This window comes from Streptococcus infantis, assembly GCF_047463615.1.
GTDB lineage: Bacteria > Bacillota > Bacilli > Lactobacillales > Streptococcaceae > Streptococcus > Streptococcus infantis_X.
In genome coordinates this window covers 20,844-36,617 of the sequence record NZ_JASHDO010000001.1, presented here as the reverse complement: position 1 = coordinate 36,617, position 15,774 = coordinate 20,844, and the positions used below count along the sequence as shown (strand labels likewise).

The window sequence follows — 15,774 nt, the reverse complement described above, 5'->3', positions numbered from 1 at the left end:
ATTAAAAAGGGGCTGAGAGGTATTCTCAGCCCATTGCTTTAGTCTAGGACCAAGGCGCTTTGGTCTTTTTCTTGTGGTAACTTATCCATTAAAGTTGTCACATACTGTTGTAAGAAATGGCTTTTCTGGTCTAACAAATCTTTCTGCAGGGCGAGATAGGTCACATCTCCAAAATAATCTTGACTCGTTAAAGACAACTCCTTTTGGATAATGTCCTGCAAGGTCTCTAAGGTGAGAGGCGAATAATCCTCCTCATTCAAAACCTCATACTGAGCAAGGGACTCAGAAATATTGTTGGACACAATCACTTCCATAATGAAACTAGCTCCCTCACCTGTTCGATAGAGTTTATCCAAGAGGTCCGTCACTTCTTCTTGAAGCTGTTCCTGATAACCGTCTGCTCTTAGGCGCAGGTCATCACTAACTAAAGACAAGTCATCAATGCCCATAAAGTCTTGATAGAGCGTATCAAGAAGTGACTTGTTTTTGATACTCAATTCCATGGCTAAAAAGGCTTTAACCATGTCTTTATAGTTTTCTCGTGCCATCTCAGAAAGAGTTCTAGAAATTGTGTCATAATTCCAAGCCATAGCTTCTCTCCTTACGCTGTTGAATTGGATTCAAGCCTTGTTGGACTTCTTCAAGGTCTGTCAGTCCGTCACTATCCGTATCACTGCTAAAAGGATTAGTCCCTAAAGCTAACTCTTGAGCATCCGTTAGGCCATCTTGGTCTGAATCCATTGTGTAAATGCTTTTAGGTTCCATCTAGTTGTCCTCCATTTTGCGTTTAGAAAGTCCGTAAGCTAGGCCAAAAAGAAGTCCTCCACCGACAAGCGCTAAGAGTGATTGACTCTCTCCTGTATTTGGTAAGACACTTGCTGGAACTGGTGCTTCTTGTGTTGGAATAGGTGGTTGAGGTGGTGTTGGTTGATTCGGAGTTGGTGGCCCTGGTTCAGGAGTAGTTGTTTTAACCGTGTTTGAACTGATGGTGTAGCCATTGACAGTATGTAATACGGTATTTTCTACTACACCTGAAGCGATTCGTTTCATTTGCACGTAAACATCTGCCTGAAACTCGGATTCTTCTGCTAGTTTTTCAAGGAATTCCTGATCAAAACTGATGGTAACCGTTCCTTTTGACGTGTCGACCTGTTGTAGCGTGTACTTGGTCACTTCTGTCCCTTTTGGTAAAACCGTTCCATCTTTAAGAGTGACATCCACCACAGTGTAAGCCTTGTAAACACCATTATAGTCGTCATGGATTTCATCGTAATCATCGTCAAAGCGGTATTCGATGAGTGGTGTCGCACGATTGCCTGGAATGAGTGCTCCCACCAAACGGTAGTTAAAGACCTGATTCAAGGCAACTTCTTTTCCATCAAGGCTTTTCTCCTTTTGTGATAAATCAATCACCACATCTTTTTGTGGGTCTAGTTTTGGCACATTATTGACCACTGTCTCTGTCACATAAGCCAAACCAAAGTCAATCTGATAAGCGGTGTTTTCATACTTCCCACCAGTCTTTGTCAGCTCATTCTTAATGGTCATTGGAAGGGTCACCACTAAGGTTTGACCAGTTTTAACATAAGCCTCGTAGAACGCTTTGGGATCTTCAGCACTTAAAACTTGAATGGCTCCTTTTGGTGTGAACTGACGTTTGGCCATAGCATCTTGAACCACTTTAGGCGCTTCTGACAATGAGGCATAGGCTTTCACCGAAATCCCTTTGACAAGATTTCCTGCCTTATCCATCACTTGAACACCATCTGCGTTTAGGATAAGCGCTTCTTCAGGGTAATCATCCACCATGTAAAAACCTTTGGCAAGAACATCATCGGTTACGACCAAGTCCTTGTACTGACTGTAATCAAGAACAATCTTATAATAATTGACGGTATTTGGAAGAACGGTCTTGCCATCAATAGACACGCCTTCTTTATTGGTATTAGTTTTATGTGGTGTTACTTTTGGCACGTGATTCGTTACCGTATTGGTTTCATAGGCTTGCCCAAAGTCTACTTGATAAGCCACATTGGCATAAGACTTGCCTGTATTTGCCATCTCCTCACGGACAGTCATAGGGGTGATGATGGTGATGTTTTGACCTTTCGTTACATAAGAATCATAGAAGGCTTGTGGATTTTCTGCCATAAAGACTTGGAAGGCTCCTTTAGGCGCAATCTTGCGTTTTGAAAGAGCTACTTGTAGTTTTTTAGGAGCTTCTGATAAGCTCGTATAAGTTTTTACCGTCACGCCTGTGACAGCTTTGCCATCAGTTGTCACAAGTTGAATAGCTGTGTCATCTGGTAATAGAGCTTCTTCGGGATAATCATCCACAAAGTAGAACCCTTGTGTAATCTGAGCCTTATCAGCCTTAATGCCACGGTATTGGTCCAAGTCCCATGACAGGGTATAGTGGTTTTGTGAACCGACTACCATCGGTTTGCCATTGATATCCACCTTATCCTTATTAAGGTTTTGTTTTTTAGGTGTTGGGCTAACAAGGGTATTCGTCACCTCATCGGTTTCATAGCCATTCCCAAAATCCACTTGGTAAGCCTTGTTTCGATAGGTTGCCGTTTTCCCATAGAAGTCATCTTTCACTGTCATTTTAGTGACAAGGTTCAAGGAAGTGCCTGTTTTGACATACTGGTCATAAAAAGCCTGATTGTCATTAGGCATAAAGACTTGGAAAGCCCCTTTAGGAGAAATCTTAGCATGAGCGAGTTTATCTTGAAGGTCTTTTGGAGCTTCTGACAGCGACGCATAATCCTTGACAGTAATCCCTGATACGGCTTTGCCATCAGGAGTGGTGATACTTGTTCCCTGGTCTACTAAGTCCAACACTTCTTCTGGGTAGTCATCTACAAAGAAAAAACCACGAGCAATTGTCTCTTTAGAAGACCTATCGCCTTTATATTGATCTAAATCCCAGGTCAAACGGTAATGATTAGTTGTTCCTAAAGCCACTACTGTATCGTTAATGACCATACCATCTTCATTTTCATTTTTCTTCTGCGGATTAATACGGCTAGTGGTCGTTCCATCACCAGGCGTACGCACTGTCACAACATTAGAAGTCACTGTATAGGCATTTGGGGTTCCCTTATTGATGAGGAGCTTATAACTGTTGGAATAGGTTGCTCCATCATTTTGAAGGCTACCGTAAAGTTTCGGAGCCACCAGTTGGTAAGACTTGGTGAGGTCTTTGTTGACCTCTTGGAGCAAGGCTTCCTTGGCGGTCAAGGTCACAAAGTTCTTAGCAGCATCAAAGCTGAGGGTATAATTTCCGTTTTCTGCCTGCGTTTTTTCCTTGTCAAAAGCATAGCCTGCTGGAAGGTAATCTTCAAAGGTGAGGCTAGTGATTTGGGCTCGATTTGGAGAAAAAGCGTCTACGGTTAAAGGGTAAATGACCGTTGAATCTTTTGCGACCGTTTTGTCATGAAGGTTCACTTGGTCGGTATTGATAACTTCCTTAACAATTTCAGGAGTCGTTGTCAGACGATAGTCGTGGTAATGAACCGTTGGCACGTGTGGTGCTTTTGGTAACGGCTCTGGCGTAGGGTATTTAGGCAAGGTGACCTTGGTAAGTGTTAGACTAGGCTGAGTAACTTTCTCTAGTGGTTTTTCCTTAAAGCTCACAGGTGGCTCTGGCGTAAAGGTCTTTGGGGTAAAGGTTTTTGGCACAACCTTAATCGGTTCTGGAATTGGCTCTAACTTTGGTGTCACATGAGGTTTTAGACTATAAGGTTTGACCGTCCGTGCAACTGGAAGGGTATTTAAGGCAAACCAATAAGAGAGACCAACATTTTGGGGCATATCCCCTTGACCAAAGGTCACTGTATAGGTGTTGCCTGATGTAACCGTTGAGACAATCGCTCCCTTATAGGCATACTTACTATATGACGTATCCCATTCTTCAGGAAGCTGCAAATCACTGGCACGGTTTGACCCAAGTGAACGAGCTAGACCTTCGTTAGTCACTTGAATGGTTGAGCCATTGATAGGAACGAACTTACCTGATGTGTCTTTTACATACTCTAAACCGATATCATTGTGGTTGAGTGAGGAATGAGTAAAGACACCTGGTTTTTCCTTGGTGAAGCTGACTTGTGAGCCATCTGCTAAGAAGTACTTGGCTTTGACACGAAACTCCATCTTGTCTGTTCGCCAATTGCCTGTCCCATCATTACGGTAGGCAATAAAGCCTTCTGTTGGGTCATTTGGTACAACCAACTGAACGGCATTAGTTCCAGCTGGAGAAACAAGGTTTGTAATGTCATAGGCTACTTTTGTGATTTTCTTGCCATCAAAGCGAGCATTTTGAAGATTTTGATAGGTAAAGGAAAGGGTTTCTCCCGTTTTGAAAGTATCATAGACAAAGAAACCAGTAGAATCTAGGATTTTAGAATACCCACCAAGCATAGCGTCACCCTTAGCAACGATACGATTAGGATTTCTGGTATCAGCTGAATGACGTGCTTGCGGTTCTCCATTATTCAAGTTGAGTGCCTGAGCAAGAGCTTGAGAGATATAGCCTTCTTCTCCTTTTGAAATCTCAGCTAAATCACGTTTATAGCGCTCCATTTCCTTGGCGTTGTAGGTATCAATCGCTTCATTTTCTTTCTTGGCAGCTTCTTCTTTTTCCTTATTGCTTTTCGTGATTTCCGTAATCTCAGCTTCACGGTCTGTGACTAATTTCTGTTGGTCTTTATTGTGGGCATCCACAGCAGCTTGAGAGGCCTTGTTTTCATCATCCACTGCTTTTTGTCCAGCTTGATTGCGTTTGTCAATTGCTTCATTATCAGCCTTTGCCTTAGCAAGACCTGCTTCATTTTCCTTTTGAGTCACTAAGTTCTTTGCGACAATGGCGTCTGCGACTTTCTTCTTTGATTCGTATTCAGATAGATTGTCCTTATTTTGCTTATCAATAGCAGCTACCGCAGAAGTATAATCCTGATAGCCTGAAACCGTTGAGCCATCTCCTGCCGGAACGGTTTGAGTGGTAACCGTCACATTAGCTGACTGATCTTGTCCTCTGATTTTTGAAACTGTGCTATCCACTGAATGATTCAAGGCCTTTCCTGCTTGAGTGGCTTCTTTATGACTAGCAGCCAACGCAGCATTCCCTTGTTCAACACGAGTTTTATCTTGTTCATAGGTGGCTTTATCTGCTTTATAGGTATTGGTCACCTGAGTGATGGCTTCAGCCTGCTTAGCAGCATCCACTTCCGCCTTATCTAATTGCTTACTGGTATCACTCGCAGAGGTTGTGTTCCCTAAATCCATAGGTTTATCCTGAATGGTCGTAACCCCTTCAGCAGTTGCTTGATTGACAGCCTGTGTCACAACATCGTGAGGAACGGTGACTGTAATAGCCCCATCTGATTGACCAGTTGACGCAAGGCTATCCGTCTGTTCAGCAACTGGTGTAGGTTGCGCTTCTGGTAAGTTGGTCGCAGGATTTTCTGTCAACTGAACGGTTTTATCTTGCGAGGGTGTTACCACTTCGTCAGCTTGTGCTACTTGGCCACCCCAAGCGACAACAGCTGTCACCATAGTTCCAAGAGCTACCGAACAAAGCGTACGGTACTTCTTACTTTTACGGAAGACGTGTTTTTCTGCTTTTTCCTGATTGACTAAAAAGTGATGATGACATTGTTTGGTCATAAAAAGTCCTTCTTTTCTTTTGATAAGTAGCAACAATCTGTCACTCTCTCCCCATCATAAAAAAGACGACTTGATTTTGGTATCACATCAAAGAAGGATAAAGAAAAAAGCTATCGTAGCACTACCGATAACCTCTGAAAATTGCTTATAAAAAAAAGGGGGACCTGACGCATCAGATCCTCCCAGACGTGACTAGCACGCCCCAATTCGATAACAACATGATATTATATATAACTAAGAGAACTACATTCTAGTGAAAAGAACCTCTACATTTCCTGACACGATATTTGTTTCATAAACTGAAAGTATTGTAAACTTTGTTTGATTCACAGTATAATCTTTTTCAGATTTTTCAAAAATACTGACACCAATAAATTCATTAGAATGACCACTTCGATAGTTATCAATAAAAAACTCACCTAGACGGATGTCATCAATGTAAAATTCCACCAAATAACTCCATCTTAATTTACTACCTTTGATGGGGAAATTCTTTGCTTTTCTAACGACAAGATTAGGCTTTGTAAAGCCATCATATAAATACGACAAAATTTCTAAACGTGACCTAACCCCTTTTTTATCATAATACAACGAAGATTCTAATAAGTCAGAGTTAATCCGGTCGTCTAAAATATCATCAAAAACTAGAGAAGATTTTTTATGGCTAAAATGTATATCATTTAGTTTATGAAGTCCAGCTAAGTGAAAGAAATGGTCTTTTGAAAACAGAATGTCTAAAACCGTTTTCTGTCCTTTTCTACCAAGTTCAATTGTAATTTTCTTATTTAATAAAGGTTCAAAATTTTTTGCTGCTAATTTTAATAAGTCACCATTCATAGTAATCTTTCTACGAAAAAAGGATTCATACGAATCCTTTCATCGAGTGTTTTCATTGTTGGCTCGAGGTGTTCACACACAACCCTACTAAAGCAAACACTACCAGTCAAACCAACCGACCAATAATGCTTAACGCTTAGTAAATACTCTTGTTATCTACACATATAGTATAACCTAACTACTTCCTAATGTCAATTAAAACATCATATAAAGATTTATCTAAAGATGTATTCTTCCAAAAAATTTATTTCGTTGTATAAGCAAAGCTAATCGTACTATCGACTCCTGATAACTTACGGAAGGTATAGTTAGGATTGCCATTATAGTTGGTTTCTGAGATAAGGAAAGATCCATCTGGGTAAACTTTCTCGACAAAGGCGACATGCCCGTATTCTGTCGGCGATCCATGACCTCCTCCCGCAAAGGAAATAATCGCTCCTGCTTTTGGTAGCTTACCTGTTTCTCCACCAAGACGTGCTGCTGTCGCCACCCAATCTTGACCATTCCCCATGGTACTGATAATTGGGATTTTCTCACCGTTTCGGCCTTTGAGTTTCAAGCCCAATTGGTTAATCCGAGCGGCAACTCCCCACGTACATTGCCCATAGGCATAATCCATACCGTCACCTCCACCTGGAACGGAGTTGTCATAAAGGTCTCCTCGAACCGCTTCTAGCGCTTTTGGATCACTTTGGGCGGTCCCACCATTTGGTTGGCTAAAGCCTTTCTCAATTTGGTAATACCACTCCGTTGCTCTCGTTTGACGTTCTAGGAGTTTGTCACCACTATTTCCCTCCCAATAAATGAGAAAGAGTTGGGCAAGACTGGCTGGACTTCCTGAGTTTTTGAAGAAATCTTTTAACCAGTTGGTATAGTAAGGATTATCCCCATGGAGCATAAAATCCAATTGTAAGCCTAAGTCATACCACTTCTGATTTTTCCCTTTGGCATACTCTAATAATAAAGTATGTCTGCGTGACCCATCAGCTGTATCTGTCCACTGCCCTAAGCCTAAGCCACGTCTTAGAATATTGGGGTACCTGCCATTATAGATAGCTGGACCATTTAGAGACAACCAGCCCTCATCGTCCCAAGAACTATCCGTTGCACCAACAGGAGGCGATAAGTAATCACCTTCAGCTCGTTTAGGATTGATAGAGGATTCTACTGACCAGTTTCCTAAAATAGCCGCAATCGCTTGATTAGTCGCTCCTTGACTCTTCAAATACTCATAGATAGCTTTGGCTCTCGCAAACTCATCGCCTCCAAATTGACCAATGGTAGGTAGAATGGTCGTTTGGAGTTGAATGACTTTAGGAAAGTAAAAGGCTGGATTGACGTAAACCAGTTTCTCTGAATCATCGTCAACCTTTTGATAGGTCACTTTAAGACCAGCACCATCCTTAGTTTTACCAATCACCTCTCCTGCTTGTACCTTTTGGCCATCGCTCACTCGACCAGTATGGATATTAAACAAGGTCAATTGAGACTTGTTTAGTCCCTTACCTGACGTGATGATAATGTTCTCGCCATCTAGGGAAACCTTACCATCCATGGGAGCCACAATCACTTGATTTTCTTTTGCTTCTAGAATGATATGATGATGAAGCGTTGGCTTGTCATCAATCACCTCATAACCATAACGAACTGTCATGGTAAGCGCATCATCTTCAGTCTGTCCCTGAAATGGATTATCCAATTCTTGGAGGGCAAGGTATGTGCCTTCCTCACTTAATTCCTTTAAGTCTTCTCTATCGTCATCAGAGAGTTTGTAGGCAGGCTCCTTGGTCAACTCAAGCATGGATTTTAAAGAATCCCCACCGTTTAAGTCCTGCCAAAGTTGACTGAGATAGGCGTGATAAGTCTTATCACCATTTTCCATGATTTCTTCTAAAGCATAATCTTGATACTTGAGATTCATAAAGCCCATAACGTCATCAATCTTGGTGTAGTAGGTAATGCCAGTGGGATTGGTTCGGGTGTTTTCCGCATCTTCCCACGTCATGTGAGTATAGGCTTTTGTCAGTTCACTCTCATCCTGTTGAATGAGAGTAGTTCCTGAAATTCCTATAACAAAACTCATCATCAAAAGCAAGAAAAACAAGAGGCCTGACACGACCCAAGTCATAGGATTAAGGGCAATCGATGAAAAGAAGGTCAGGCTATTCTTAATCGCTTGAATAACCTTTGTTATTCCTGACACACTCTGTTTTCTAGCTTGTTTGAGAAAAGTCTGGTAACGTCTTCTTGGTTTTAAGGGCTTCTGACGGGTGAACCCTTTCCCCTTTTTAAAGTTCTGATACCGCTCCTTACTATGAGCAGCTTTCGTCTTAGTAAACCGAAGACCAGTCTGCCCACTTTTGACAAGGAGTTTTCCTGACTGATAAGTAAATCTCCCATAGCGTCTTCCTTTGATCACAGACTCTTTTAGGGTTCTGATTCCCTCTAAGTCATCATCTTGAGCGACTAGATCAAGTGATTCTGAAGCGACATAGCGTAACCCTCGTTTGACCTTAGTCGAGGGGGTCTTAAACTGATGTGCTTTTTTCAGTTGTTTCACGTCCCGCTTCGCTGATTTCACCCCATTTTCTGCCTGAAGGCGTTCAAGAGGTTTCTCTTTTTGAAACTGAAACCGTGACGTTTTTGATTCTGTTGGCTTTTTCTGATAGGTAAACTTAGAAGTGGCTTTCTCCTCTTTTTCGGCCATCTTGACCTCTGCCAAGTGTTTTCTCGCTACTGCTAGGCGCTGTCTGGCTTGAGGAAGCCGATACTTCTTAATTTCCTTACGCTTTAGCCATCTGGGTGACACATAGGCAATCGCTTCCTTAAAGGTATCTGTCGCTAGGTCTTTTTCCTCTTGATAGGTTTGCTTCAGAGCCTGACGTTGTTCCCTTGTTTCAGCTTTCTCAGCTCGGCGCATGATAAAGCGTCGCTTAGGAAGTGAGCGTTTTAACCCCTTCTTCTCCCTACGGTAATGGATACGGCTGGCCTTTAAACTACTCTGAAAGGTTTTACGGGCTACCTTGACCTTCTGTTGCTCTCTTGTCATGATTCACTCCTCATCTTTTCTGGATCGGTACTCATGATGTCAAAGAGTTGGGTTTGAAGTGGGATTTTATTTCTAAAGGGAACAACCGTTGAACCAGCCTTAATCAATCCAGCTCCCTTATCTGGGTTAACCAAGTATTTCTCAAGCTCCTTAGATAGGCCCAAAAGATGAACCAACTCTTCTCTGTCATTTTTAGCTTGTTTTAGAAGTATCATGAACTCGCTATTAGCGATAATACGTCTCCCGTTGGCATCAAGTAGTAAGGTTTCTACGTTTTGAGTAATGCCTGTTGGAATGGCTCCATACTTACGGACACGGCTCCATAATTTAAAGAAGAAATCTGAAGCGTACTTATCCAGCAACAACAGCTGCATTTCATCAAAGTAAATCCAGGTCTTCTTGCCAAGTTTTTGGTTTTTAACCACACGATTCCAAATCTGGTCAAAAATCACCATGAGGGCAATCTGCTTCAACTCATCCCCTAACTTTTTAACATTGTAAATGAGGAAATGGCTATCCGTTTTAATATTAGTGCGGTGTGAGAAAATATCGAGTGACCCTTCCACATAAAGCTCCATATCAAGGGCTAAGTCTTTGGCTTCTTGTTCAGGTTGTTTAGAGAGGACAAAGACCCATTCCACGAGAGATGGTGTGGCAAAATGCTTGTAGGTCAACCGTGTCACACGGTCAATCAAGGACTTTTCTCGACCATCCATTTTTCGGTCCAAGAGCTTCCCAATCCAAGAGAGAAGAAATTCAGATTTGACCTTAATAGGGTCTTCATCCATATTATCATCGGATAAGTCTAAAACATTTAAGAAAGTGGTAGAGTCAGGCGCAATATCAATGCTCTCCCCACCAAAGGCTTGACCAATGATACTGTACTCATTTTCTGGGTCTACAATGATGATTTCGGTATCACTCTCTTCTTCTTTTAACTTGGTTGAGATGATTTCATGCTTAGTCGCCATCCCTTTACCAGCACCTGATGTCCCTAGAATCAATCCTGATGGGGTATTGAGTTTCCCACGGTCAATGGTGATGATATTACTTGAAATCTGGTTTATCCCATAAAATTTCCCTCCCTTATCTTGTAGGTCAACAGAGGTCCATGGGGAATTCACGGCAATGTTTGAGGTCAAAAGAGACCGAGACACACCCTCAAGGTAGTTCATGCCAAATGGCAATAAGCTATTAAAGGCAGCTTCCTGCATATAGGTCAGATTATCAATCACAAGGTCATTAGAACCTGCAACTTGTTTGATAGTATCAAGGGAGTGTTTCAACTGGTCTTCGTTATCCGCAAAGACCCCAATCACAAAAAGGGTGTCAAAGAGCTTGTCGCCTGTTTGCGTCATGGTTTTAATCAGCTCATCGGCTTCATCGATGTTACTTTCTAGAACCTGACTAACCTTTTCAAGATAAACGCCAGATCGTGCCATCTTTTGTTGTTCCCCAATTTTTTGCGATTCCATCAAAGTCTTCTTGGTGCGGAGCTTGGTCATGGCTTCTGACTTGGCTGACCCTTTGGCATGAAGACTAATCATCACTTCTAAATCCGACTGCATGAGTTCTCGTAAGAACTTATCCCCCAACTCCATCCCATAGTCACGAACATAGACAATCTGAAGCACTCTATCGTCAATCTCTACATAATTCTTATGTTTGAAAGATATACTGGTTGGGGCAATAAAGTGCTTGGTTGTTTGACCTGAACGCACCAGGTCTTGATAAGTAAAGGGCAAATGATTTTCCCCTCGCAACATATCAGCCAAGTGGTTCACACGGCTTTCTCCACTGAGGAGAGTAAAATTCGCATCTATTTCAGAAAAACCACTCTTAAAGTATTCCCCAATCTGAGACAGGGAGCGATAAGCGAGTTTCGGATTTTGGTCTGACTTCCCAAAAGAAATGAGCTTAACCGCTGAAAAGTTATTTTCTCCAGCTTCTAAGTTATTCTCCATGATACGATTGAGTTCTTCACGATAGGTATCATACCCATCCTCATGAAGAGGATACAAGACACCCTTTCTAAATTTATCCAAGTTGACCCTCTGGTTAAAAATAGTAAGTTGGAAATTGGTCTTGTCATCCAAACTGTTAATCAAGTCTGAATAGGTTTCCATAATCGCTCCCTTATCCTCCAAACCAACCGTTTGGTAATTGACATCTCCTAAAAGATAGGACTGAGAAAAATAATCTGGGGTGACTTGCAAGAGACCATTAGGAAAAAGGCCTTGGTAAAGAAGCGTATTAACAGTTGTTGGTAGCACTTCTTCTTTTGGTTTACGTGTCTTCTTGTGCTTAGAAGAGGTCTTTGGTTTCATTGAGTGGTTTGTTTTTTTCATTGCGTATTCCTTTCTGTCCAGTTAGTGTACGATCTGGTATGGTCATTTCATAATGCCATCTATAATTAAGATACGTTTCAAATGGTAAGTCATTAGGGCGATAAACCCCAAATAACATGAGGGGAATGGTAAAGGTAAAGATAAGACCATAGACAAACCAATCCCCAAATTGCCAATAAAAGAGGTTTAACCCTAAAATCAGGATGGTAATGGCAATGGCTGGCAAGACAAAGATAACTTGTCGTGTGGTAAAGCCTAGCCAAGCCCTATGTTGGACTTTTGTGATGTCCTTAAAAACACGTGTATTCATAAGACTCCAATCTAAGATGAATATGAAAAAAGATTGGGAGGAACGTCCTTCCCAATCCTCCTTACATGCCTAGGATACTTCTGGCAGTCCGTTGACTGCCCACCAAGGCAATGATCAATAAAATAGCCTGAACTAAACCACCAAAGGCAGTCGCTAGCGTCTCCGTCACTCCTGCACCATTTGAGAGAGCCAATTTCCCAGCTGATTCAAAGAGGGGAACAAGGGAGATGATTAAGAAAATCAAGACCCCTTGAAGGGCATAGACCATGATGTTTTTCAGGTAGCCAATCCCAATACTTCGCCAGTCATCACTGAGGAAGGTCGGAATCGTTAGAGGCGCAAATGGAATCATGAGATAAAGTTGGATAAAGCGAATAGTAATAAGGAGATTCACCACCATCACGCTAACCAATCGCACTAACCATATCAGAATGGCAAAGAAACCAACAATCAGTTTTCCAATAATTCCTGACCCTTTAAGTCCTGAAATGGTCTCATAAGTCGTTCCCCCATGAGAAACGACACCAGCTACGCCTTCAATGATGTGAGAAGCAACGGCTAAAATGGCTTCTACAATAACAGTGGTGTTTGTAATGACCACAGCCACCATAATATAAGAGACAATCATAGGAGCAATAGCTTCAAAGGTCATGGCACCACCTGAGTTGGCGATTTTCTTAGCCATCTTAGAAAACTCAAGGACTAACACAACGGCTAAAATAGCCACTCCCAAGGGCTGCATCACTCCTTTTGTGATAGCTGACAGATAAGACCACACGGTTGGGTTATAATCCGCAAGGGATTTTACCAAGTTGGCCGTCGATTCCAAGTCCACGTTAAAGCCTTCAAAAAGGCTATCGCTTGAAATTTTCTCCGAGGCTAGAAAGACAAAAGCTGAAGGTAATGTGTTGTTCATGTCATATCTTGCCCTCCTAAATGGTAATTTGGGTGATGAAGGCACCTGCGGCACCTACCATAACACCACCCACAATTTCTAAGATGGCATTGCGGACACCAGGTCCACCATCTTTGATATTGGTTGATAGGTTTATAATACCCATGACGACAAGAAAGGCACCTGTCGCAACCATTCCTTTTTGTAAGAGCGCCATGGCTTGGGCAAACATGGAACTAGCGTCCACGCCATAAACAAAGCCTGTTAATTTTTGGTTCATACGATTCCTCTTTTCTATTAGTGTAGTGTGGTTTCTTTGCTTAAATCCCTAACCTTGTGGTCTGAGGGTTCAAACGGAACTTCCTCTGTTTTGAGGGGGTCAATGTGGAAATGCCACCAACGTTCATCTGACTCCTTATCCGCCAGGTATTGCCAGTTCTTGTGTTTCAAGGGGAAGAACTTTTTCTCCTTAAAAACAGGAACCCCTGCTATTCTCACCAAGCATTCATCACGTTTCATGTTTCCGACTTCATCAGGGGTCATGAGATCCCTTGCGATTTTTTGATGAGACGTTGACCCAGACCCTGTTTGGCCATACGACCGACTGGTACTTCTCACATCAATGGTTTGTTTGCCTAAGAGACCACTCATAAACTTAAAGGTCTCTTCATCATTGCCTCCAAGATAAAGCAAGCTATCACAGTTTCCTAGAATAGTTTTCCAAGCCTCCTTCTCCTTATAGAGCCCTTGAAGTTGGGCAATGTTTTGAAGAATGGGTACGAGACTCATGTTCCGTGAGCGAACTGTTGAGGTTTGTTCCGCAAAGTCTGGAATCTCGCCGACATTGGCAAATTCATCTAAATAACTTCTCACGTGGATAGGTAGTTGTCCCTTAAAGTCCACATCAGCTTGTCTCGTTAAAGTTGAAAAGACGGTGGAGAAAAAGAGGGCTGAGAGAAAGCGAAAGGTGGTGTCATTATCTGGAATAACGAGATAAACCATGGTTTTCTGCGTTCCCCATGTTTTTAAGTCCAAGGTGTCACGTTTGGTTAAATCAATGACAGATTGGATATTAAAGAGGGCAAACTTAGCTGTTGTGACGGCAATCACCGAATCTAAGGTCTTATCCTTGTAGTTTTGGAAGTCTGCCCAGTTACGCATGGTGAAGTTTTCTGTCCCATATGTCTTGGCATAGGTCTCAAACATCACTTCTAAGACACTCTTATCTTGATTATCTCCTTTGGATAAGAGCTTGATGAGTTTTCCAATTTCAGAAAAAGAGGGGTAACGCCCACGCTTACGACGACTATCGGCTTCTTCCTTTTTACTACCTGGAGGATTGTAAAAATCCATCAAGTAAGAGGAAATGGCTCTGACTAAGGTCATGGAAGCTTCATCCCAAAAGGGATCACTGCGACTGCCATTGCCTTTGGTATTATTGAAATAGACCGTAAGCATACGGTTCAAATCATTCTCCGTTTCCACATAGCGAAAAGGATTAAAACCATCTGAGTTGGTCATATTTACAAGATCTAAGATCTTAATCTGATAGCCATGCTCTAAAAAAAGCTTACCTGTCTTTTCAGCTAAGTGATCCTTAGGGTCAACGACAATATTGGAACAGTTTAGCTGAATCAGATTGGGTTTCACAAACCGAAAGGTCTTCCCGCTACCAGACCCACCAATGACCACAAGGTTCTTATTTCGGTCAAATTGTGGGGCTTTCTTTTCTAACAGGGTTAGCCTAACATTTCGTGACAAGATGGTGTCATTAAAGGGATTCTTACTGAGAAAGGCTTTACGCTCACGATTGTTTCCAAAGCGAGCAGAACCATACTCCGCCCCTTCTCGGTAAACCTTTTGACCAGTTGAGACATAAAGATAGACTAGGCCCATCGTCACAAATCCAAAGCAAAAGCCCAAAATTGATTTACCTGTAAAGTTGCCATTCCACAAGGGATTTAAGACCTGATTCTGTCCTTCGCCTAAGAGATAGGCAAGGCGTTCCAAGGGCGGTTGATTAGGTAGGCTATCGTAAAGCAAGACTAGCCTATGGCAGAAATAGCCAAGAGCAAGCCCTAAAATACCAAAGAAAAAAACTTTTTTCCCTGAGACCATTAGAGAATGACCTCCTTTGTTTTCACAGCAGAGGGTTCTGACATCACAATCTGTTCCTTGGCTTGTGCGATTTCCTCATCAAGAGTTTTATCCATAGTTAGCCCTTTCAGTTTTTCTGGATTGGAAACCAACTTCTGAAGCAACTCATCTAAGTGCTTGTCTAAGAGCGACTTATCCTTAGCATAGAAATGCAGGTAGTCTCCTTGCCAACTAATGGCAATAGGAAGGTTTTCTGATTCCACCAATTCCTTGAATTTCTCGACATCAACTGGTTTATCCAAAATGTCTTTTGAGATATTCAGCGACTCAATGGCATATGGACTTTGAAGGAGTTCTTCTAACTTTTGAACCCCAACTTTATAAGCCGAGTCTTGTGCTAGGGCGTGTCTGGCTGACCACTCTAAGAGTTTGAGAAGGACCTTCACCGTAAACATAGCACTCCGTTCCGCATATTGAATCGCTTGGCGTTCCTGTTGTTCGGATGACATCATTTCCTCCTTTATATGATTCCCCATCAAAACAATAGGGTGCTTTCATGATACGAAAG

At 42.1% G+C, this 15,774-nt stretch carries 11 protein-coding genes; all 11 read right to left on the bottom strand.

The window, feature by feature from the left end; all coding sequences use genetic code 11:
* Positions 1–38: 38 nt before the first annotated feature.
* A complete protein-coding gene (locus tag QM874_RS00190; RefSeq protein ID WP_000312517.1) occupies positions 39–590 on the bottom strand; it encodes a hypothetical protein in 552 nt (183 codons plus the stop codon).
* The gene (locus QM874_RS00185) at positions 574–765 is read right to left on the bottom strand and encodes a thrombospondin type 3 repeat-containing protein (protein ID WP_000433422.1); all 192 of its coding nucleotides are present in this window, start codon (positions 763–765) and stop codon (positions 574–576) included. Before QM874_RS00185 ends, QM874_RS00190 begins: the two co-directional genes overlap by 17 nt.
* Positions 766–5,670 (bottom strand): SspB-related isopeptide-forming adhesin, encoded by a 4,905-nt coding sequence (locus QM874_RS00180; protein ID WP_032461792.1) that lies wholly within the window; start codon positions 5,668–5,670, stop codon positions 766–768. It lies immediately after the preceding gene.
* A 243-nt stretch (positions 5,671–5,913) separates the two neighbouring features.
* Positions 5,914–6,507, bottom strand: coding sequence for a PBECR4 domain-containing protein (locus QM874_RS00175; RefSeq protein WP_001012715.1), 594 nt, complete (start codon positions 6,505–6,507; stop codon positions 5,914–5,916).
* A 244-nt stretch (positions 6,508–6,751) separates the two neighbouring features.
* Positions 6,752–9,556 (bottom strand): phage tail tip lysozyme, encoded by a 2,805-nt coding sequence (locus QM874_RS00170; RefSeq protein WP_414315776.1) that lies wholly within the window; start codon positions 9,554–9,556, stop codon positions 6,752–6,754.
* Positions 9,553–11,904 (bottom strand): VirB4-like conjugal transfer ATPase, CD1110 family, encoded by a 2,352-nt coding sequence (locus QM874_RS00165; RefSeq protein ID WP_002921334.1) that lies wholly within the window; start codon positions 11,902–11,904, stop codon positions 9,553–9,555. The genes QM874_RS00170 and QM874_RS00165 overlap by 4 nt, the downstream gene beginning before the upstream one ends.
* Complete coding sequence (locus tag QM874_RS00160) at positions 11,861–12,214, bottom strand: PrgI family protein (RefSeq protein ID WP_001097594.1); 354 nt, start codon at positions 12,212–12,214, stop codon at positions 11,861–11,863. Before QM874_RS00160 ends, QM874_RS00165 begins: the two co-directional genes overlap by 44 nt.
* A 61-nt stretch (positions 12,215–12,275) precedes the next feature.
* Positions 12,276–13,130: a type IV secretion system protein gene (locus QM874_RS00155; protein WP_001066427.1), complete on the bottom strand. Its 855-nt coding sequence runs from the start codon at positions 13,128–13,130 to the stop codon at positions 12,276–12,278.
* 16 nt (positions 13,131–13,146) lie between these two features.
* The gene (locus QM874_RS00150) at positions 13,147–13,389 is read right to left on the bottom strand and encodes a hypothetical protein (RefSeq protein WP_001072180.1); all 243 of its coding nucleotides are present in this window, start codon (positions 13,387–13,389) and stop codon (positions 13,147–13,149) included.
* Between the two features lie 17 nt (positions 13,390–13,406).
* A complete protein-coding gene (locus tag QM874_RS00145; protein WP_000253516.1) occupies positions 13,407–15,227 on the bottom strand; it encodes a VirD4-like conjugal transfer protein, CD1115 family in 1,821 nt (606 codons plus the stop codon).
* Complete coding sequence (locus QM874_RS00140) at positions 15,227–15,715, bottom strand: hypothetical protein (protein ID WP_000093689.1); 489 nt, start codon at positions 15,713–15,715, stop codon at positions 15,227–15,229. Before QM874_RS00140 ends, QM874_RS00145 begins: the two co-directional genes overlap by 1 nt.
* Between the last annotated feature and the right edge of the window lie 59 nt (positions 15,716–15,774).

Coding starts and splice junctions, on each gene's coding strand:
- QM874_RS00190 (WP_000312517.1), bottom strand. CDS start 590: ATGGCTTGGAATTATGACACAATTTCTAGAACTCTTTCTGAGATGGCA.
- QM874_RS00185 (WP_000433422.1), bottom strand. CDS start 765: ATGGAACCTAAAAGCATTTACACAATGGATTCAGACCAAGATGGCCTA.
- QM874_RS00180 (WP_032461792.1), bottom strand. CDS start 5,670: ATGACCAAACAATGTCATCATCACTTTTTAGTCAATCAGGAAAAAGCA.
- QM874_RS00175 (WP_001012715.1), bottom strand. CDS start 6,507: ATGAATGGTGACTTATTAAAATTAGCAGCAAAAAATTTTGAACCTTTA.
- QM874_RS00170 (WP_414315776.1), bottom strand. CDS start 9,556: ATGACAAGAGAGCAACAGAAGGTCAAGGTAGCCCGTAAAACCTTTCAG.
- QM874_RS00165 (WP_002921334.1), bottom strand. CDS start 11,904: ATGAAAAAAACAAACCACTCAATGAAACCAAAGACCTCTTCTAAGCAC.
- QM874_RS00160 (WP_001097594.1), bottom strand. CDS start 12,214: ATGAATACACGTGTTTTTAAGGACATCACAAAAGTCCAACATAGGGCT.
- QM874_RS00155 (WP_001066427.1), bottom strand. CDS start 13,130: ATGAACAACACATTACCTTCAGCTTTTGTCTTTCTAGCCTCGGAGAAA.
- QM874_RS00150 (WP_001072180.1), bottom strand. CDS start 13,389: ATGAACCAAAAATTAACAGGCTTTGTTTATGGCGTGGACGCTAGTTCC.
- QM874_RS00145 (WP_000253516.1), bottom strand. CDS start 15,227: ATGGTCTCAGGGAAAAAAGTTTTTTTCTTTGGTATTTTAGGGCTTGCT.
- QM874_RS00140 (WP_000093689.1), bottom strand. CDS start 15,715: ATGTCATCCGAACAACAGGAACGCCAAGCGATTCAATATGCGGAACGG.